Origin of the sequence: Uliginosibacterium aquaticum (assembly GCF_012972705.2) — a bacterium.
In the GTDB taxonomy this organism is placed as follows: domain Bacteria; phylum Pseudomonadota; class Gammaproteobacteria; order Burkholderiales; family Rhodocyclaceae; genus Uliginosibacterium; species Uliginosibacterium aquaticum.
The window spans coordinates 212,725-231,623 of the sequence record NZ_JABCSC020000002.1; the positions used below are offsets into that span (position 1 = coordinate 212,725).

Annotated in this window: 18 protein-coding genes and 1 tRNA gene; 10 read left to right on the forward strand and 9 right to left on the reverse strand. The window is 58.2% G+C overall.

The window, feature by feature from the left end:
- The first annotated feature begins 48 nt into the window (after positions 1–48).
- A complete protein-coding gene (locus tag HJ583_RS18955; RefSeq protein ID WP_328824874.1) occupies positions 49–1,398 on the forward strand; it encodes a hypothetical protein in 1,350 nt (449 codons plus the stop codon).
- 79 nt (positions 1,399–1,477) lie between these two features.
- The gene (locus HJ583_RS08460; protein ID WP_170021527.1) at positions 1,478–1,732 is read left to right on the forward strand and encodes a helix-turn-helix transcriptional regulator; all 255 of its coding nucleotides are present in this window, start codon (positions 1,478–1,480) and stop codon (positions 1,730–1,732) included.
- A 55-nt stretch (positions 1,733–1,787) separates the two neighbouring features.
- Here HJ583_RS08460 and HJ583_RS08465 read toward each other — a convergent pair whose 3' ends face one another.
- The 5 genes from HJ583_RS08465 to guaB form a co-directional block, all read right to left on the reverse strand.
- Entirely contained in the window at positions 1,788–2,063 is a 276-nt protein-coding gene (locus tag HJ583_RS08465) for a hypothetical protein (protein WP_170021528.1), read from the reverse strand.
- Between the two features lie 111 nt (positions 2,064–2,174).
- Positions 2,175–3,386, reverse strand: a complete 1,212-nt coding sequence (locus tag HJ583_RS08470; protein WP_170021529.1) for a tyrosine-type recombinase/integrase — start codon at positions 3,384–3,386, stop codon at positions 2,175–2,177.
- Positions 3,387–3,692: 306 nt separating this feature from the next.
- Positions 3,693–5,246: a glutamine-hydrolyzing GMP synthase gene (gene guaA, locus HJ583_RS08475; RefSeq protein ID WP_217423355.1), complete on the reverse strand. Its 1,554-nt coding sequence runs from the start codon at positions 5,244–5,246 to the stop codon at positions 3,693–3,695.
- 6 nt (positions 5,247–5,252) lie between these two features.
- Positions 5,253–6,485 carry an MFS transporter gene (locus tag HJ583_RS08480; protein WP_235943787.1) on the reverse strand — a complete coding sequence of 411 codons (1,233 nt, stop codon included), beginning with the start codon at positions 6,483–6,485 and terminating at the stop codon, positions 5,253–5,255.
- A 120-nt stretch (positions 6,486–6,605) separates the two neighbouring features.
- Positions 6,606–8,072 (reverse strand): IMP dehydrogenase, encoded by a 1,467-nt coding sequence (gene guaB / locus HJ583_RS08485; protein ID WP_101942740.1) that lies wholly within the window; start codon positions 8,070–8,072, stop codon positions 6,606–6,608.
- A gap of 94 nt (positions 8,073–8,166) precedes the next feature.
- Here guaB and HJ583_RS08490 point away from each other — a divergent pair, with 94 nt between their 5' ends.
- Positions 8,167–8,673 carry a DUF4124 domain-containing protein gene (locus tag HJ583_RS08490; protein ID WP_170021531.1) on the forward strand — a complete coding sequence of 169 codons (507 nt, stop codon included), beginning with the start codon at positions 8,167–8,169 and terminating at the stop codon, positions 8,671–8,673.
- A 49-nt stretch (positions 8,674–8,722) separates the two neighbouring features.
- Here HJ583_RS08490 and HJ583_RS08495 read toward each other — a convergent pair whose 3' ends face one another.
- Entirely contained in the window at positions 8,723–9,022 is a 300-nt protein-coding gene (locus tag HJ583_RS08495) for an RnfH family protein (protein ID WP_170021532.1), read from the reverse strand.
- Positions 9,019–9,474 (reverse strand): type II toxin-antitoxin system RatA family toxin, encoded by a 456-nt coding sequence (locus tag HJ583_RS08500; RefSeq protein ID WP_170021533.1) that lies wholly within the window; start codon positions 9,472–9,474, stop codon positions 9,019–9,021. The genes HJ583_RS08495 and HJ583_RS08500 overlap by 4 nt, the downstream gene beginning before the upstream one ends.
- 82 nt (positions 9,475–9,556) lie before the next feature.
- Here HJ583_RS08500 and smpB point away from each other — a divergent pair, with 82 nt between their 5' ends.
- The gene (smpB, locus tag HJ583_RS08505) at positions 9,557–10,006 is read left to right on the forward strand and encodes an SsrA-binding protein SmpB (protein ID WP_170021534.1); all 450 of its coding nucleotides are present in this window, start codon (positions 9,557–9,559) and stop codon (positions 10,004–10,006) included.
- Between the two features lie 96 nt (positions 10,007–10,102).
- Here the strand turns inward: smpB and gltX are convergent, their stop codons facing one another.
- The gene (gene gltX, locus HJ583_RS08510) at positions 10,103–11,491 is read right to left on the reverse strand and encodes a glutamate--tRNA ligase (protein ID WP_170021535.1); all 1,389 of its coding nucleotides are present in this window, start codon (positions 11,489–11,491) and stop codon (positions 10,103–10,105) included.
- Between the two features lie 125 nt (positions 11,492–11,616).
- Here gltX and HJ583_RS08515 point away from each other — a divergent pair.
- From HJ583_RS08515 to HJ583_RS08540, 6 genes are all read left to right on the forward strand, one after another.
- Positions 11,617–11,692: transfer RNA gene (locus tag HJ583_RS08515), tRNA-Val, on the forward strand.
- Positions 11,693–12,233: 541 nt separating this feature from the next.
- A complete protein-coding gene (locus HJ583_RS08520) occupies positions 12,234–13,199 on the forward strand; it encodes an aliphatic sulfonate ABC transporter substrate-binding protein (protein ID WP_170021536.1) in 966 nt (321 codons plus the stop codon).
- Positions 13,200–13,214: 15 nt separating this feature from the next.
- On the forward strand, positions 13,215–14,045 hold the full coding sequence (locus tag HJ583_RS08525) for an ABC transporter permease (RefSeq protein ID WP_170021537.1): 831 nt from the start codon (positions 13,215–13,217) through the stop codon (positions 14,043–14,045).
- Positions 14,046–14,058: 13 nt separating this feature from the next.
- Positions 14,059–14,808: an ABC transporter ATP-binding protein gene (locus tag HJ583_RS08530; protein WP_170021538.1), complete on the forward strand. Its 750-nt coding sequence runs from the start codon at positions 14,059–14,061 to the stop codon at positions 14,806–14,808.
- A gap of 84 nt (positions 14,809–14,892) precedes the next feature.
- On the forward strand, positions 14,893–15,972 hold the full coding sequence (locus tag HJ583_RS08535) for an ABC transporter substrate-binding protein (RefSeq protein WP_170021539.1): 1,080 nt from the start codon (positions 14,893–14,895) through the stop codon (positions 15,970–15,972).
- A gap of 18 nt (positions 15,973–15,990) precedes the next feature.
- Complete coding sequence (locus HJ583_RS08540; RefSeq protein WP_170021540.1) at positions 15,991–17,070, forward strand: ABC transporter substrate-binding protein; 1,080 nt, start codon at positions 15,991–15,993, stop codon at positions 17,068–17,070.
- Between the two features lie 431 nt (positions 17,071–17,501).
- Here HJ583_RS08540 and HJ583_RS08545 read toward each other — a convergent pair whose 3' ends face one another.
- Complete coding sequence (locus HJ583_RS08545; protein ID WP_170021541.1) at positions 17,502–18,818, reverse strand: cation:proton antiporter; 1,317 nt, start codon at positions 18,816–18,818, stop codon at positions 17,502–17,504.
- Between the last annotated feature and the right edge of the window lie 81 nt (positions 18,819–18,899).

The window sequence follows — 18,899 nt, forward strand, 5'->3', positions numbered from 1 at the left end:
CAAATTTTTCAGCACGCGCACCAGGCAACGACGTAATTTTTTGACTCAATTCAGGATCGTCAGCAAAGAAAATACGGAAGGGTCGCCGATCCAAGGGCGATGGAAGATTTTTTCGCCTGCACTCTTGTTGTCGAGAACAGAAGCTCTATTTCAGAGGCACTAAAGGTCGTCGAAGAGATCTGCGACTTAGTGAGCCGCCGCCCTCCTGAGGAAGGGAAGACACACAAGTCTCCAGACGAGTTTTGCTTTGACGATCTGCGTCTATACGTAAAACTCAAAGCAAGCGACCAGTTGCCTCCAACTCCCCTTGACGACCTGATTTTCGAGATTCAGATCAAAACGTTTCTGCAGCATGCGTGGAGTATTGCTACACATGATCTGGTTTACAAAGGACAAAATGTAGATTGGGGGCGCGCTCGCGTGGCATACCAGATTAAAGCAATGCTGGAGCACGCCGAAATCTCTGTTGAGCGCGTGGATGCGATGGCGGAGTCTTCTTTGTTGGCGGTTACTGATGAGAAGATTCGGAAGCTGAAGGCTGTTATTGATTGGCTTAGACGCACGTGGGACGGCGAATGGCTCCCAAAAGACATGGTAAGACTAGCTGAGAACATTATCGCAATGTGTCAGGCTATCAGCGTAGAACTGGATGACATTTTTGAATGTGTTCGCTTACGCTCGTTCCTTCTCACCAAGGATCAGCAATCCGCGATAGATCAGCAATTTATCGCAACGCTTGAATCACTGATTGAACTGGTATGGGACTGTGCCTGCAAACGCCCCAAGACATCGAAAGCCCCCAACAAAGGCGTCAGCCTGAATGCCCAGCGGAGGCACGGCTTTTGCCGCTTCTGCGGGAATCTGACAGAGTTTTCGGTCTTCATTGAGACACCCAATCAGATGAGTGACGTGGAGCCCAAAGAACCCAAAGACTCATCGACACACAAAAGATTTCAACTTAGTCATCAGTTCTGCTCTGAACATCGGCCCAAGCTCGAAAGTAACGAGTGGAATCCCGCTTACCGGCAAGCACTGCGGTCTCAGGATCAGTTCGATCTTGAGCTTTCCAGACTCAGCAAGCAGTGCGCAAAGCCGGCTACTCCTCAGGTGAAATCGGGCAACAAGCTCGTTGACAGCTACTATTTCTACTATGTCTCCAACCTAACACTGCAGCCTGCAGACAAGGCGGAACTACGTAAGCAAGCACGGCTGATGGCGGACTGGAAGCTCTCCGACCGCAAAAAGCAGATCCTGATGCTTCAGTGGTCTGGACTGAATCAATCGGACATTGCGCAAAAACTTGGCACCACGCGCCAAGCCGTATCAAAAGCTCTAGCATCAATCCCCGCAATGTTCCGCTTGTGCCAAAAACCTCGCTCACGACGTCAACCAAAGTGACCAATTAATAGGTCGAAGCTGTCCGCATTACCAGGCACCATCAGGCACATATTTGCAAGTGACTGAAAGAGGCCAAGAAATGCAGGCAACGACAAGCAAAACTCTTATCAATCGCAAGAAGTTGTTGGCGATGATTCCGCTTTCTGAGCGCACGATTTTCAACATGGAGCAGCGGGGAGAATTCCCGCGTCGCATTGCTCTGACCAGCCGAAACGTTGCATGGGACTTGGCTGAGGTCGAAGCATGGATCGAAGCGCGTAAACAGTCAGGCACGCAGGCCATGCGTCCCGGCAGCCCCTGTTCGATAAACCGGGCTATCGAATCAACATGCTGATGAATACGAAGATGGTTCGACATCCCGACATCCTCAGCGCGGCGCGATCAAGCGCTTACTGCGCAGGGGCTGTCGGCGACGACTCCCAGGCTTTTATCATGGCGCCATATTCACGACGGATGCGGCCAACCTTCTCGGTATCTGTGACGTGAAGTACATTTCTCTCGGCCGCCAGCGAACGGCGTTCGGCACGCAGAGCGTCGATCCTATCTTGATTGGGAACGGGAGAATTCAGCTCCGCTTCGATCTGCTCCATCTTTATACCAATAAGGTGCCCAATGATTTCACAGGCGGATTCAAAGGCTACAGCCTGTTCTTGCGTCCATTTCATGGCAACTCCCTCCCTGGATTTAGCGGCTCAAAAGGGCTCGATAACCGAAGGTTCCTGCAACCACTTTAGCGGCTAAAACTGGCTTCGCTCTTCGGCACCAAGTTCTGATCATCAATTGCTTGCTGCTTTCGAACGTTTCAAGGTCCACTCGTCAATCATGTTTGCCCAGTCTTGCAGCATGGCCGTGCGCTGCTCGCGGTACTCTGCCTTGTTGTAGACCGCCCGCACGCCGCGCTGTTCGTGAGCAAGGCACTTCTCGATCCAATCCGTGTTGTATCCGGCCTCGTGCAATAGCGTGCTGGCCGTTCGTCGCAAGTCATGCGGTCCAAACTTCGTAAGCGGCTTCCCTTCCTTTTGCGCAAGCCTGTACGTTAGCGTCAGCACCTGGTTGAGCGTCGCGCTGCTCATTGGTGAATCTGAGTCATACCGCGAAGGCAGCACATAGTCCGATCCGCCGGCAAATGTCTTCAGGGCGATGAATATATCCAGCACCTGCCGGGACAGGAACACCAGATGGGGGTTGCGCCGTTTCATCCGCTCCTTGGGGATGGTCCACAACGCCTCGCTGAAGTTGATCTCGCTCCAGGTCGCATTGGTCAGCTCGCTCTTGCGCACCATCGTCAGCAACAGCAACTTGGCTGCAGCCCGAATGGATGGCGTAGTGCCGATGCGCTCCATGTATTGGTACATCAGGGCAATTTCATCGGGCGTCAGCGCCCGGTCGCGAGGTTCGAACTTGGCGATGGTCGTCGGACGTACCAGTTCGGCCGGATTCTCTACCTTCTGGCCACGCTCGATAGCCCACCGATAGACCTGCAGCACTACCTCGCGCGAATGGACGGCCGTCGCTGGTGCGCCTCGTTCCACGATGGCATCGGTCAGCGCCCGCAGGTCTTCGTGGGTGATTTCAATCAGCTTCTGGTTGCCGAATTTCGGCTTCAGCTCACGCTCATAGACCGCCCGGCGCATGTCTCGGGTGGAATCAGCCATCTGGTAGCCCCGCAGCCATTTCTCTGCCCACGCGTCGAAAGTTTCTGCGTCCTTGACCCGGGCCTTGTCCCGCGCCTTTTCCTTCGCCGGCGACTTGCCGTTGGCGATCATCTTCTTGGCGTCTGCCAACTGCTCGCGAGCCTCCGCCAGGGTGATACCCCCAACGCCATAGCGTCCGAAGGTGATGGTCTCTTGCCGGCCGTTGATTGAGTAGTTGTAGCGAAAAGAGATCGCGCCCGCTGGTGTGACGGCCACATAGAGGCCATCGCGGTCGTTCACCTTGTAGAGCTTGTCCTGCTGCTTCAGGTTGCGCAGCTTGGTATCAGTCAGCATGTTTTCGCCCCCAATCGGTTGCTGATACCATGCTAAAAATAGCCCACCAAGAAAGATATTTGTTTATATAAAACAATACTTTCCGCGACTTCAATACCATGCCAGCCTGCGGCGTCTTTACATGGTATCGGACCTAATCATGGCATCGAAGCCAGATAGTACCATTCAAAATACCATGAAAAAAGTTTGCTTGACGGTGCCAGAAGATGCCAGCCAGCACCGCATTAAACATGAAAAAAGCCCGCAAAATCACGGGCCTAGGTGTATTTTTGTGCCTGTACATGCCAAGCACTGCCAGACGTGGAATCACTCCCACTCGATCGTAGCCGGCGGCTTGCCCGACACGTCGTAGACCACACGATTAATACCACGCACCTCGTTGATGATGCGGTTGCTGACCTTGCCCAGCAACTCGTAGGGCAGCTCGGCCCACTTGGCAGTCATGAAGTCGGAGGTGCACACGGCACGCAGGGCTACGACGTATTCATAGGTGCGGCCATCGCCCATCACGCCGACGCTCTTAACCGGCAGAAATACCGCGAAGGCCTGGCTGGTCTTGTCGTACCAGTCGAAAGCGCGCAGCTCATCGATGAAGATGGCATCCGCGCGGCGCAGCAGGTCGCAGTATTCTTTCTTCACTTCGCCCAGCACGCGCACGCCAAGGCCCGGACCCGGGAACGGGTGACGATAGACCATCTCGTGCGGCAGGCCCAGCGCCACGCCCAACTCGCGCACTTCATCCTTGAACAGCTCGCGCAGCGGCTCCAGCAGGCTCAGCTTCAAGGTATCTGGCAAGCCACCGACATTGTGGTGACTCTTGATGGTGTGGGCCTTCTTGGTCTTGGCACCAGCCGACTCGATCACATCCGGGTAGATCGTGCCTTGCGCCAGCCACTTGGCGCTGGGCAGCTTGGCGGATTCGGCCTGGAAAACTTCAACGAACTCGCGGCCGATGATCTTGCGCTTGGCTTCCGGATCAGTCACGCCCGCAAGATGGCCCATGAACTGCTCGGTGGCGTTCACGTGGATGACCTTCACACCAAGATGCTTGTTGAAGATGTTCATGACCTGCTCGCCTTCGTTCAGGCGCAGCAGACCGTTATCAACAAACACACAGGTGAGTTGGTCGCCAATCGCACGATGAATCAGCGCAGCCGCCACAGAAGAATCAACGCCACCGGACAAGCCCAGAATCACTTCATCGGAACCGACCTGCTCGCGGATCTTCGCAACGGCCTGATCGATGTAGTTCGGCATGGTCCAGGACGGATCCGCCTTGCAGATCTGCAGCACGAAGCGATTGAGCATGTCACGCCCCTTGAGGGTGTGCGTCACCTCAGGGTGAAACTGCACGGCATAGAAGCCGCGGTCTTCATCAGCAATGGCTGCGATCGGACACGCCGCGTTGCTGGCGATGATTTTGAAGCCGGCAGGCAACGCGGTGACCTTGTCGCCGTGGCTCATCCAGACTTCGAGGAAATTTTCCCCTGCATCGCCAACCCGGTCTTCAAGGTGCTCAAACAACGCACCGCCGTGCGACTGGATCTCCGCAAAACCAAACTCACGCACTTTGCCCGCTTCGACCTTTCCACCCAGCGCTTGCGCCATCCATTGCATGCCGTAGCAGATTCCCAGGACCGGCACGCCCAGTTCGAAAAGTTTCGGATCGGCCTGGTAGTCACTCTCGTAAACCGAATTCGGACCGCCCGACAGGATGATGCCGGTGGGATTGAAGTCGCGAATGAAGTCGATGGAGACATCAAAGGAGTGCAGTTCGCAATAGACATGTGCTTCACGCACGCGACGTGCGATCAACTGGCTAACTTGGGAACCGAAATCGAGAATGAGGATCTTGTGCATGATGGATCAGGGCGTGGCGGAATCGGGAACAGAGGAAGCTGCGGCCGCAGCGGCCGCCAGCGTGGCTTTGTGCGTCATCAGATAACGCATGGCCAACACGGCAGCGGCGGCCTGCAGTGCAGCACAGAAAAAGAAAGGAGCGCCAACACGCCAGTCATGCGGCGGCAGATGCGAGACGGTGGCCAACAATGGAGCACCAAGCATTGGCGCTAGCACAGCCATCAGGCTATTGAGCGAAGACACAGCCCCCATGGTCTGCCCCTGATTATGGGCTTCAGCCGAGTTTGAAATCAGGCTTTGTACGGCAGCCATGGCGCCAAATGCCAGCACATTGCAGCCGATCACGGCGTACATCATCCAGCCCTGGGTCGCCATACCCCACAGGAAGTAAGCAACAGCCCCCGACGCAAGCCCGATCGCAGCCAGCTTGCGGGCACCGAACCAGCGCAAGAAATGTTTGAGCAGGAAACCCTGCACGATCACAGACATGACCCCTACAGCAAACAGCGACCAACCGTTTTCACCCGGCCCCCAGCCAAAGCGGAAGCTATTGGACAGAACCCAGCTTGTATGCAAGATGAATTGGGCCAGCGAAGCCAGCGCAATCACTGCCACCAACGGTCCCACCCCCTTGAGTTGATTCAACTTGCGCAAGGATGCAACAGGATTAACCGCAGTACGCCATTGGATCGGCTTGCGACGCTCGAGCGGCAAAGATTCGGGCAGTACGAAATAACCATACAACCAGTTCAGGATAGCCAGCGAACCTGCGGCGAAGAACGGCAGATGCAAATTGATAGCACCAAGAATGCCGCCCATCACGGGGCCGAGAATGAAGCCCATGCCAAACATGGCCCCAAGCATGCCGAAGCGGCGCGCTCGCTGCTCAGGTGGTGTGATATCGGCCACATAGGCATTCGCCACCGCCGCATTGGCCTGCATGGCGCCGCCAACCAAGCGAACCGCCACCAGCATCCAAAGTGAAGTAGCCAAGGCAGTCGCAAAGAAATTCAGAGCCAAACCGCAGAAGCCAAGCAGCAGTACAGGACGTCGGCCATAGCGATCCGACAGCGCGCCAAGAAGCGGCGATCCGATGAAGTTGGCAAAACCAAAAGCAAACGCCACCGCTCCATACCACCAGGCTTGCTCAACCGGATTACGGGTAAAGCTGCCGACCAGCGCCGGCAACACCGGGATGATCAAGCCAATCGAAATCATGTCGATCAGCACGGTGATCATGATGAAACCGATCCCCGCACTACGCCCCTTGGATTGCTGTTCAGGTGCAGGTGCGGGGTGATTCATCAAGTAATTTCCGGAAGTCTTGAGAGCAGGCCATCAGAAGACGGCCCATGCAACTCAGTCCATGTGCTGGTAATTCGGCGCTTCCTTGGTGATCTGCACGTCATGGACATGAGACTCCCGGATACCTGCCGAAGTAATTTCCACGAACTCGGCCTTGGCACGCATTTCTTCGATGCTGCTGCAGCCCACATAGCCCATCGAAGAGCGCAGGCCACCCATCAATTGATGGATTACCGCACCAACCGGTCCCTTGTAGGCCACGCGCCCCTCAATACCCTCCGGAACAAGCTTCTCAGCGTTACCGCCTTCGTTGTCCTGGAAGTAGCGATCCGCCGACCCCTGCTGCATGGCGCCGAGAGACCCCATGCCGCGGTAAGACTTGTAACTGCGACCTTGGAACAACACGGTTTCACCCGGCGCCTCTTCGGTTCCGGCGAACAAACCGCCAAGCATCACGCAGTTGGCGCCAGCCGCAATAGCTTTGGAGATGTCACCCGAGTAGCGAATGCCACCATCGGCAATGAAAGGCACGCCGTGAGCCGCCAAGGCGTTGGCCACGTTATCGATTGCAGTGATTTGCGGCACGCCAACCCCGGCGACGATACGTGTCGTACAGATCGAGCCAGGACCGATACCAACCTTGACTGCATCGGCTCCGGCATCCACCAAAGCCAGCGCAGCGGCGGCAGTCGCAATATTGCCGCCGATCACTTCCACTTGCGGGAAATTCTTCTTGACCCAATTCACGCGGCTCAGCACACCTTGCGAATGACCATGCGCAGTATCCACCACGATCAGATCCACGCCCGCCTCAGCCAGCAACTCACAACGCTCTTCAGTGCCTTCGCCCACACCCACCGCGGCCCCTACTCGCAAGCGGCCCTGAGCATCCTTGGCAGCGAGCGGATGCTCAGTCGCCTTCTGAATATCCTTCACCGTGATCAAGCCATACAGATCACCGTTAGCCTTAAGCACCAGCACACGTTCAAGGCGACTCTTGTGCATCAGCGCCTTGGCTTCGTCGAGCGACGCCCCCTCCTGGATAGTCACCAGACGCTCGCGCGGGGTCATGATGGACGATACAGGCTGATCGAGATTGGTTTCGAAGCGCAAATCACGGTTGGTGACGATGCCAACCACCTTCTTGCCTTCGACAACAGGCAAGCCTGAAATCTTGTGCTGGCGAGTCAGCGCAGTCACTTCACGTACGGTCAGCGTCGGCGGAATAGTGATCGGATCACGCAGGACGCCGGATTCAAACCGTTTGACCCGCGCCACTTCCTGAGCCTGCTGCTTGGGTGTAAGGTTCTTGTGAATGATGCCGATGCCACCCTCCTGCGCCAAAGCAATGGCCAGACGGGATTCGGTTACGGTATCCATCGCTGCGGAAACCAGCGGAATATTGAGACTGATGTTACGCGTCAGGCGCGTAGCAAGGCTGACGTCACGCGGCAGAACATTGGAATGGGCGGGGACCAGGAGAACATCGTCGAAGGTCAGCGCCTTCTGGATCAAACGCATGTTTATAATCCTTACCGGCAAATCGGCATTATACAGGCGGAGGGCCATCCGGCAAAACCGAGCGGCGGCCCTGCACTCCCTTCAAGGACTCACCATGAAACTGAAGCTTCTCGCCATCACCCTGGCCTGCACACTCCCTGTGGTAGCTGGCGCCCAAGTCTACACATGGAAAGACAGTAGTGGCCGCACCCATTTTTCTGACCAGCCGCCTCCCAATACCGACGCCAAAGCCGTGCGCAGCAACATGGTTCCAGAGCCGGCAGCCGCCCCCAAGAGCGCTGGCAGCCCTCCAGTGGCCAACGCCTCCGGCGTCCCTGAAGCAAAAGCCTCTGCCCCTAAAGGATGGGAGGAGCGCGACCGCGACTTCAAACAGCGACAGGCCGAGAAAGCAGAAGCTGACGCAAAACTGAAGAAGGAACAAGAAGCCAAGGCCGACAAGGAGCGCTACTGCTCCGACCTGCGGCGCAACATAGCAATGCTCGAACGTGGCGGCCGAGTCGGCAAGGCCAACGAAAAAGGCGAAAACATCCCGATGGATGATTCGCAGATGCAGGCTGAAATCTCTCGCAGCAAGGCGCAATTGGCCAAAGACTGCAAGTAAGCCTGACCTGACAGTCAGCAAGGCCGCCTTCGGGCGGCCTTTTGCGTTTTTACAGTTCGCCGCCGCCCTTTTTCATGACCTTCCCCTCTTCAGCACGCTTGCGCCGCACCTCTTTCGGATCGGCAATCAAAGGGCGGTAGATTTCGATCCGATCACCGTCACGCAGAGCCGTATCAAGTCGGCAAATTTTTCCATACACGCCGAACTTTCCTTGCTCGAGCGTGATCTCCGGGTGCTTCTGAAGCAGACCACACGCATTTAGCGCCTGCTCAATATTTGCGCCCTCTGCCAGTTGCAGACTGACCAACTCTTGCTTTTCGGGCAAGGCATAACAGACTTCAATTTTCATTTGAATACAGCTCCGGAACCCTGAGCGGCCAACTGATCGGCGCGCCGGATAAAAGCCTCTACGAAACTGCCGGTAATCTGGCTGAACACCGGCCCCAACACCTTTTCAAGCAGGCTGCTGGAAAACTCGTAATGCAAAACGAACTCCACTTTACAAGCCGCCTCAGTAAGCGGAGTGAAGTTCCACTCCCCATCAAGCTTGCGAAACGGTCCTTCGCGCAAACGCATGCGGATGCGCCGGCCAGGTTCGACTTCATTCACAGTAGAAAAATGCGCCTTGATCCCGTGATAGCGAATATGCACCACCGCCACCACATGCTCAACACTGCGCTCAAGCACCTCCCCCCCGCCACACCAGGGCAGAAAGGCTGCGTAATCCTCCACGCCATCAACGAGCCTGAACATAGCGTCGGCACCATGTTCAACAAGAACGGACTTTCTGATTTCGGCCATGCGATTGAGGCTGCCTGCTGCGTCGCTGCTAGAATGCGCGATTCTAGCGGATCACGCGCCAACACTGCAGCCACGCAGCATCATGAGCATCATTGACAATCGCAAAGCCTTTCACGACTACTTCATCGAGGAACGCTTCGAAGCCGGCCTTGTTCTGGAAGGCTGGGAGGTAAAGGCCATCCGTGCCGGCCGCGCGCAGATCAAGGAAGCCTACGTACTGATTCGCAGCGGCGAGATTTTCATCATCGGCATGCATATCAGCCCGCTACTCGCCGCCTCCACGCACGTTAAGCCTGACCCGGTCCGCACCCGCAAGGTCCTGCTGCACGCGAACGAGATCGACAAATTGATCGGCAAGGTTGAACGCGCCGGCTTCACCCTGGTACCACTCGACCTTCACTACAGCAAGGGCCGAGTCAAGATGGAAATCGGCCTGGCGAAGGGCAAGAAGCAATACGACAAGCGCGAATCCGAAAAGGAACGCGACTGGGAACGCGAGAAGCAACGCCTCATGCGCGACAAAACGCGCTGACCTAGCGCAGCAAAAGCGAGCAGCGCTGTTCTCGGCGCCTCGCCACGCAACGGGCTGCACCCTCCAAATAAGGAGAGTGCAGCTAGGCCGCCCGCCTTACCTCAAACGCGCCAGCACTCGCTCACGCCCCAGCACCTCCAGGACGGCATCGATCGACGGCGTTTGCGCCACACCAAGCAGCTTCACGCGCAGCGGAATTGCAAGCTGGGGCATTTTCAGACCCAACTCGCTGCAGGTTTCCTTGATCAACCCGCTCAAGGCCACCTTATCCCAGCTCACAAGGACAAGCTTGCTAGCCAGCAACGCCAGCGCCGAACAGGCGCTTTCGGTCAGGTGCTGAGCCGCCAGCTCAGCAGACGGCGCTACCTCAACGAAGTATGACTCCACCGAATCAGCCAGCTCAACCAGGGTTGATACACGCTCCCGGTACAGTGCCACAACTGCGGCCAGCTCCGGCCCACCCTCGACACTTACCGCGCGAGCAGCCAGACGCTTCGCCACATCAGCCGCCAACACTGACGGTTCAGTCTGCTTGATGTAATGTGCATTCAGCCACTTGAGCTTCTCGGTATTGAACTGCGCGGCTGAGGGCGTGATGTGATCCAGATCGAACCACTCGACAAACTGCTCGCGCGAGAAGACCTCTTCGTCACCATGGCTCCAGCCCAGACGCGCGAGATAGTTGATCACCGCCTCTTTCAGAAAACCCTCTTCGTCATACTGCATCACGCTGACAGCCCCGTGACGCTTGGAAAGCTTGGTGCCGTCATCACCCAGGATCATCGAGAGATGCGCATAGAGCGGCACACTCGCCCCCAGAGCCTTGAGGATATTGATCTGACGCGGGGTGTTGTTCACGTGATCATCACCACGAATCACATGACTGATACGCATATCCCAGTCGTCCACCACCACGCAGAAATTGTAGGTCGGCGTGCCATCGGCACGAGCGATAACCAGATCATCCAGTTCGGCATTGGAGATCTCGATATGCCCCTTAACCAGATCGTCCCAGGCCACCACTCCCTCGAGCGGATTCTTGAAACGCACCACCGGCTGCAATCCCTCCGGCACAGCAGGCAAAACCTTTCCAGGCTCCGGACGCCACCGACCGTCGTAACGCGGCTTCTCGCCACGCGCACGTTGCGCCTCACGGATGACCTCGAGTTCTTCCGGCTGGGTGTAACAGTGATAAGCCGTTCCAGCCGCCAGCATTTCACCAATCACCTGCTTGTAACGCTCCATCCGCTGCATCTGATAGAACGGGCCTTCGTCATGGGTCAGCTCCAGCCAGCTCATGCCATCAATGATGGCCTGGACTGCTTCGGGCGTAGAGCGTGCAACGTCAGTATCCTCAATACGCAAGACAAACTGACCGCCATGACGACGTGCAAAGGCCCAAGAAAACAGCGCAGTGCGAGCGCCGCCGATGTGCAGAAAGCCAGTCGGGCTGGGGGCAAAACGGGTGCGAACAGGAGTGCTCATGGCTGACGGAATAGCATCAAAACGAAAGATCTGCATTTTAAGCGATGAAAGCTTTGACGAACCGAAAAAGCTTCCCTATAATTCGGCCTCTCTTCTGACGGGAACGAAGTTTTTCCCAGTCATGCAGGCGGTTAGCTCAGTTGGTAGAGCACGTCCTTCACACGGACGGGGTCGTTGGTTCGAGTCCAATACCGCCTACCAAATATTTTTTCAGTCTGGAGTTAATGACTGAAAATCCTCAGAAAAGGCCTACAGCGATGCTGTAGGCCTTTTTCGTTGCGCCATACTTCCAGCTCATGGACACCAGACTGAGTTGCAGCAGCCTGCATCTCAGCTTCTACCACGAAACTTTCGGAGGTTAAGCGTCTGACCACGCCACCTGAGCTGCGAACCCAGGACAGCGCAGTGCGTCTCGACCACCTCGAAAAGTCGCTATTGATGGCCTGCCGCCAAACATTGGGCGCAGAAAGCTTCGGTGCGAAGATCTGGCCATAACCCCAGCAGCAAGAGCGCCTGCGAATCGTCTTCGGCCCGCGCGCGTACAAACCCATCACCAAGAAATAACGGCTCACACAAGCGATGACGATCGCCTGACGTGCCGCCGCTACTGACTCAATCCAGGTCCCCAAAAATAGATATTCAACACAACTGGATAAGCATGGTGGAAATGCTTCGTTCCCACGCCTGAGTTGCCCTCGTAAATTGGCTGACACACAACAAAACAGCCAATTCAGGACACGTCATGAAAAGAACGCTAGCGGCCGCCCTTCTCTTACTGAGCCTTACCACGCAAACCTCGCACGCCACCGAGCCGCACGAAATCCGTCTCGGTTTTTCGTCCATCAATCCTGAAACCCGCATCGCCAAAGACAAGGGCTGGATCGAGGATGCACTCAAGTCACATGGCGTTACCGTCAAATGGGTCGAATCCCTGGGCAGCAACAAGAGTCTGGAATTCTTGCGTGGCAAGAACATCGACATCGCCTCGACCAGTTCGGCTTCCGCCTTCCTCGCACGCGCCAACGGCACGCCGATCAAGTTTGTGTACTGGACCGGCCGCAACTCGCACGGTGCGCCGATCCTGGTTCGCCACGACTCGCCTTACAAATCCATTACCGACCTGCGCGGCAAGAAAATCGCCGCTACCCCCGGCACCGGCCCGCTGATCTCGTTGATCGCCGCCCTGCACAAGCACGGCCTCACCGAAAAGGATGTCGAGATCGTCAGCCTGCAGCATGCGCAAGGGCGACTCGCGCTGGCTGCTGGTCGTGTCGAAGCCTGGGCCGCACTGGAGCCGGACTGGACCATCGCCGAAGTGCAGAACAAGGCCCGCATCCTGTTCGTCGACAAGAGTCTGGCCGGCGGTGGTGGGCTCAATGTGCGCGAGGAATACCTCAAGGCAAATCCGGAAATCGTGAAGATCGTACTGGCTCAATTCAATCGTGCCCGCGTCTACAGCAACCAGAATCCGGAACAAGCCATCAAGGATTTTGCCGAGTCATCCAAGGTCGATCTGGACGTTGCGCGCAAGGTCTTTCAGCGCTCGCTGGAGCAGAACGACAACCCGGAAATCGTGCCGCAAGACGCCATCGATCTGGCTTTCTGGGGCGAGCTTTACAAGAAGCTGGGCTCGGTACCGGCCGATACGAATGTGGCCGCCGTCGTGAAGGACGTGCTGGACCCGACCGTTTTCAAGCTGTCGAAATAAGTCAGGGAGCGCACCATGTCTGAACTGATCCTCAAACTGGTGCGCCCACTGGCCGCACCGGCCTGGCCCTACGCGCTGGCGCACCGCGCTGCTGCGATTGTCAGGCCCCTGATATTTCCGGCACTGATCCTCGCCGTGTGGCAAGGTCTGGGCAGCTTCTCACTGATTGACCCGGTGCTGCTGCCCACGCCTACCAAGGTGCTCGGCGCGCTGTATGAAATGGTCATCTCGGGTTATCTCAACCCGCATCTGGCCATCTCTTTCCAGCGTGTGCTGCTTGGCTTTGCCGCAGGTTCTGCTGTCGCCATCGTGATTGGTGCGCTCACCGGCTACTCGACCTGGTGGCGCTCCATCATCGACCCCACCATCCACGCCATCCGCACCATTCCCGGCCTCGCCTGGATACCGATGTTCATCCTCTGGTTGGGGATCGATGAAGGCTCAAAGGTCGTGCTGATTGCCAAGGCTTCCTTCTTCCCGACTTATCTGAATTTCATGTCCGGCATCGCCCGGGCGGACCGCAAGCTCATCGAAGTCGGCCAGGTCTATCGGCTGCGCGGCGTCCGGCTGATCACCAAGGTACTGCTGCCGCACAGCCTGCCCTTCCTCTTCGTGGGCCTGCGCCAGTCGATGGGCGTGGCCTGGCTGGTGGTGGTGGCGGCGGAGCTGATGGGCGCCTCCAGCGGCATCGGATACGTGCTGCTCGACGGCGAAATGACCGGCCGTGCGCAGATCGTGATGGCCTGCATGATCGTCTTCGCCCTGTGCGGCAAGACCACCGATCTCATCATCGCCCGCATCGCCCAGCGTGTGCTGAGCTGGCAAGACACGGTTGAAAAGGAATAAGGAAAACACCGCCATGATCGACATCCAGAGACTGGTCAAGAAGTTCGACGACTTCACCGCCCTCGGTCCGCTCGGCTTCACCTTCGACCAGGAGCGCATCCTCACCGTCATCGGCCCCAGCGGTTGCGGCAAGAGCACCCTGCTGCGCCTGCTCTCCGGGCTTGAAGCCCCCACGCAAGGCCGCATCCGCCTTGATGGCGAAACCATCAGCGGCCCGAACCCGCTCATCAGCGTTGCCTTCCAGGAACCGCGCCTGATGCCCTGGCTCACGGTCGCGCAGAACGTAGAGCTCGCCGTGTGGGATCGCCCCGATGCCGAACGCAAGGAAGCTGTACAAGCCGCCCTCGTCAAAGTGTCGCTCACCCAATTTGCCGATGCGCTGCCCAAGCAACTCTCCGGCGGCATGGCCCAACGTGTGGGGCTGGCCCGTGCGCTGGTCGGCAGCCCGCGCCTGCTCTTGCTCGACGAGCCATTCAGCGCGCTCGACCCGCTCACCCGCGTGCGCATGCAGGATCACTTGCTTGAAATCGTGGGCGACGACGGCCCCAATGTGCTGCTGATCACGCACGACATCGACGAAGCCATCGTGTTGTCGGATCGCATCATCGTGCTCGACGGCCCGCCCGCGCAGATCCGCCGCGATCTGGTCGTCGACCTGCCCAAGCCGCGCAAACGCTCCTCGCGCGAGTTCCAGGAGATCAAGGAACTGCTGCTGGCCGACCTGCTGCCCGAGCGCATCGGTGCGCTGGAGGAAGCTGCCTGATGAACGCCCGCTTCATACCTCCGCCCTGTAGCCGGCGCACCCAGCGCCAGCCCACCCCATCGCTCACGCAATAAAGGAACAGCCATGACCCAAGCTCAGACCTCCGCCAGCGCACAGGAAGTGCTCTACACCATCTGCCCCGTTTTCGTGGCCTCCAACGTAGCGCTCGAACTCGGCATTCTCGACGAGGAATTCCGCCGCGTCGGCGCCACTCCGCGCTACCTGCGCTCGCTGCCGGACAACGCCGGCTGGCTGCCGCATTTCACGCACTCCCTGCCCAAACTCTTCCGTGACGGCGGTGCGATTCCCACCATCCAGGCGCGCGCCGACCTCACCGACACCACCTTGATCGCCGCCACTTTCGCGCAGCGCGCGGGCCAGATTCTGGTGCGCACCGATTCCGGCATCCACCGCGTGGCTGATCTCAAGGGCCGCCGCATCGGTCTCACACGCAGCCTCGCTACCGAGAAGATCGACTTCGTGCGTGCCACCGCCGAACGCGGCATCGAACTCGCACTCGCCATCGCCGGGCTGGAGCGCAGCGAAGTTGACATCGTCATTCTCGAAGAAGTAGAAGCCAAGCCCGCCGCCCCAGCGAATCGCCCCGCCGAAAACTGGGGCTACCTGCATCGCCATGTTGCGCAAGACCTGTTGGCCCTGCAGGAGCGCCGCGTCGAAGCCATCTACAGCAGCCCGGCGCGCTCGGCCCCGCTGATCGCCAGCGGTGAATACAAGGTCATCGAAGATCTCGACCGCTATCCGGACTGGAGCTTGCGTGTCACCAACGGCCCCTACACCACTGCGGTCAACACCGAATTCGCCAAGGCCCATCCGGAAGTCGTCGTTGCCTGGCTGCGTGCCGCCATTCGCGCCGGTCAATGGATCAACGCCAACCGCCGCGCCGCCGCAGACATCTTTGCGCGCGTCACCACCTACCGCGATACCGAACAGATCGCCCGCCTGATTCAGGAATTCGACTTCGTCCCCAGCCTCTCGCCGCAAAACCTCGCCGGCCTCACGATCCAGAAGGATTTCCTGCGAAGCCACGGCTACGTGAAGAACGACTTCGCCATCGAAGACTGGGCTGACAGCCGCTACCTCGAAGAAGCCCACGCCTCACTGCGTGCCGAAGCCACACAAACAGGCCTGCGCAAAGCCGCCTGAGCCACAAGGAGAATCACCATGGGAATCCTCACTGAAACCGGCCTCGACCGCGCAGCGAGCACCGCCGTCACGCCTGTCGTCGCCCACTACACCATCTGCCCCGTACTCGTCGCCTCAGGCGTCGCCAACGAACTGGGCTGGGTGGCCGAAGAGTTCCGCCGCGTCGGCGCCAGCCTCAGCTACCTGCGCTCCACGCCAGACGAGCACGGCTGGCTGGAGCACTACAACCACCAGTCTCCCAACCTGTTCCGCGATGGCGGCAACAGCCCGGCGATCCAGGCCAAAGCCGACATTCGCGACACCGTGTTGCTCGGCCTCACCCAGGCCCAGCCCGCCGGGAAGATCATCGCCCGGGCAGACGCCCCGATCTACAGCGTCGCCCAACTGCGCGGCAAACGCATCGGCCTCTACCAGAGCGCCATCACCGAGAAAATCGACTTCCGCCGCGCCACCAGCGAGCACGGCATCCATGTTGCCCTCGCCCTGCATGGCCTCAGCGAGAAGGATGTGGAGATCGTGAGCATCACCGCACCCGACGTGCACGTCGCCGAGCCCTCCAGCGGTCCCTCGGAAACCTGGGGTCGCCAGCGAGACAAGGCCGCACGCGGTGTCGAACTGCAAGCGCTGGAGCGTGGCGAGATCGATGCCTACTACGAGTACGGCATTGGCCTTTCCGATACGCTGGAGCAAAGCGGAAAGTTCAAGGTGCTCGAAGACCTCGACCGCTACCCGGACTGGACACTGCGCATCGCCAACGCCCCGCGCACGCTGACCGTCAGCGCCGAGTTCGCCAAGGCCCACCGCGATGTCGTCGTCGCCTGGCTGCGCGCCGCCATCCGTGCCGGCCGCTGGATCAACGCCAACCCACAAGCCGCCGCTGCGGTCTTCGCCCGCACCACGTTCTACCCGGAAGCCGCCGTGGCGAAACTGCTCCCCAGCTACGACCTCGTGCCCAATCTCTCGGCACAAAGCCTCGCCGGCTTGCGCCTCTCAAAAGACTTCCTGCGCGAGCACGGCTACGTGAAGAACGACTTCGACGTGAACACTTGGGCGGACAGCAGCTATCTGGAAGAAGCCCTGGCCAGCCTGCCAAGCTGAAAGCCGGTCCGTTTAGCATGACCCTATCGCTCAAGGCTGCGTCGCAGCCTTGAGCGATTTCCATTTGGCTATATGACAGCTAGTCGGCCAATGCCGTCATTCGGCCCACCTGATCTAAACGGCGGTAGTAAGAGCTAAAGCGGACTACGGACAACAAAACCCAAGGCGATTCAACTAGCAGCGATCATCGGCGTGGCACACCGTCTGGGGATCAAGGTCGTCGGCAAAGGCGTCGAAGCGCTGGCGTAGCTGGAGTGTCTACGCGTGCAAGGGTGTGACGAAATCCAGGGCTACTACTTCGCCCGCCCGCAGCCACATTCGCCACGCTCTATCAGCAGGGTAAAACCCTGCATGCTGAGCCGGCAGCGTAGGCCTGTTGTTCAGATTCGACACCAAGAAGTCCGTGAAAGAAGTCCATGCACCATGTTTCATCACCGGCGCACATGCTGCGCTTTCCTGGCCGAATAGCGCTCCATCAGTGGCGTAACCGATATGCCATGAACAACAATCGAAACGACAACCACCGAGAGTGTCACCGCGACAATTTCGTCTGCAATGGGACGAGCCAGTCCGTGATTTATTGCGTACATCAGGTAGTAGATCGAACCGATGCCACGAATACCAAACCAGGCAATCAAGGTGTGCTGGTCAGACAGCACGGGCGCCTTCAGCAAGCCTAGCCAGACAGAGACCGGCCTGATCACCAGGAATATCAACAGGACGACCCACGTGATCCGGAAATCAAACCGGAAGTAGGAAAGCATCGCCCCGATGATCAGCACCACAGCAAGCTCTGCAACACGCTCTAGCTGATCATTGAAGCCCTGCATCTGCTGCCGCATGAAGGCGCTGGCGTACTCGGAGTTGGTGGCAAGCGTTTCATTGGCGGTTCGGCTCTGAAGACCTGTCTCCCGCGCGACAAGCGCAGAGCTGTCCTCCGGGCGCTCCTTCACGCGCTGTAGTGCAAGTCCTGCTGCCAGTACCGCCAAAAATCCATTGGCATTGACCATGACAGTTACGCCATAAGCCAGAGCAACCAGCCCCAGAGCCAGAAACTCGTCATGACCGACAGATTCACCGTGGCGGCTGCGCAGGTATACGACCAAACGACCAATCAGGCTCCCCAAGAACCAGCCCGTCAGCAAGCCGCCGGAAATCGACCACAGCACATCCACACCGATCCAGCGCCAGCCCCACGTGCCAAGATCATGCAGGCCCAGCAAGCCGAGGCCCAGCAACACGAAGGGAAATGCGGCGCCATCGTTCAGCCCACCTTCCCCGGTCAGACTGAAGCGCAAACGGTCACGATCATTCGCCTCAAGGACTTGCACATCGGACGCCAGAACCGGATCGGTCGGCGCAAGAATGGCACCGAGAATAATCGATGCCCCCCATGGCAAACCGAGCCCGAAAACACCAATGGCACTGATCAGAAAAATGGTGATGACCATCGATACCGTCGCCAAGCGCAGCGGCAAGCGCCAACCCTTATTCGACAAGGGCAGACCTAGTTTGAGGCCCACGGCGAACAGCGAGATCAGCACCGCAACCTCTGCCACGCGCTCGAGAACGATCGAATACGCAAACGGGTCTGGCGTAATAAAGGCCAATCCATCAGGTCCCAGCCCGTATCCGACCAGCAGATAGAGCATTGCCGTACTGACCGGAAGACGGCTCAAGAGAGTGCCAGACACGGCAATGGTCGTCAGCAAGACGCCAATGATGAGCGCCCATATTGCGAAATACATGGCAGCTAGCCCCGGGCGATGAAATGAAGAGAAGCATCCTGGCAAACGCTGCGCAGCACTCCCCGGCGAGCGTCGTTCCGC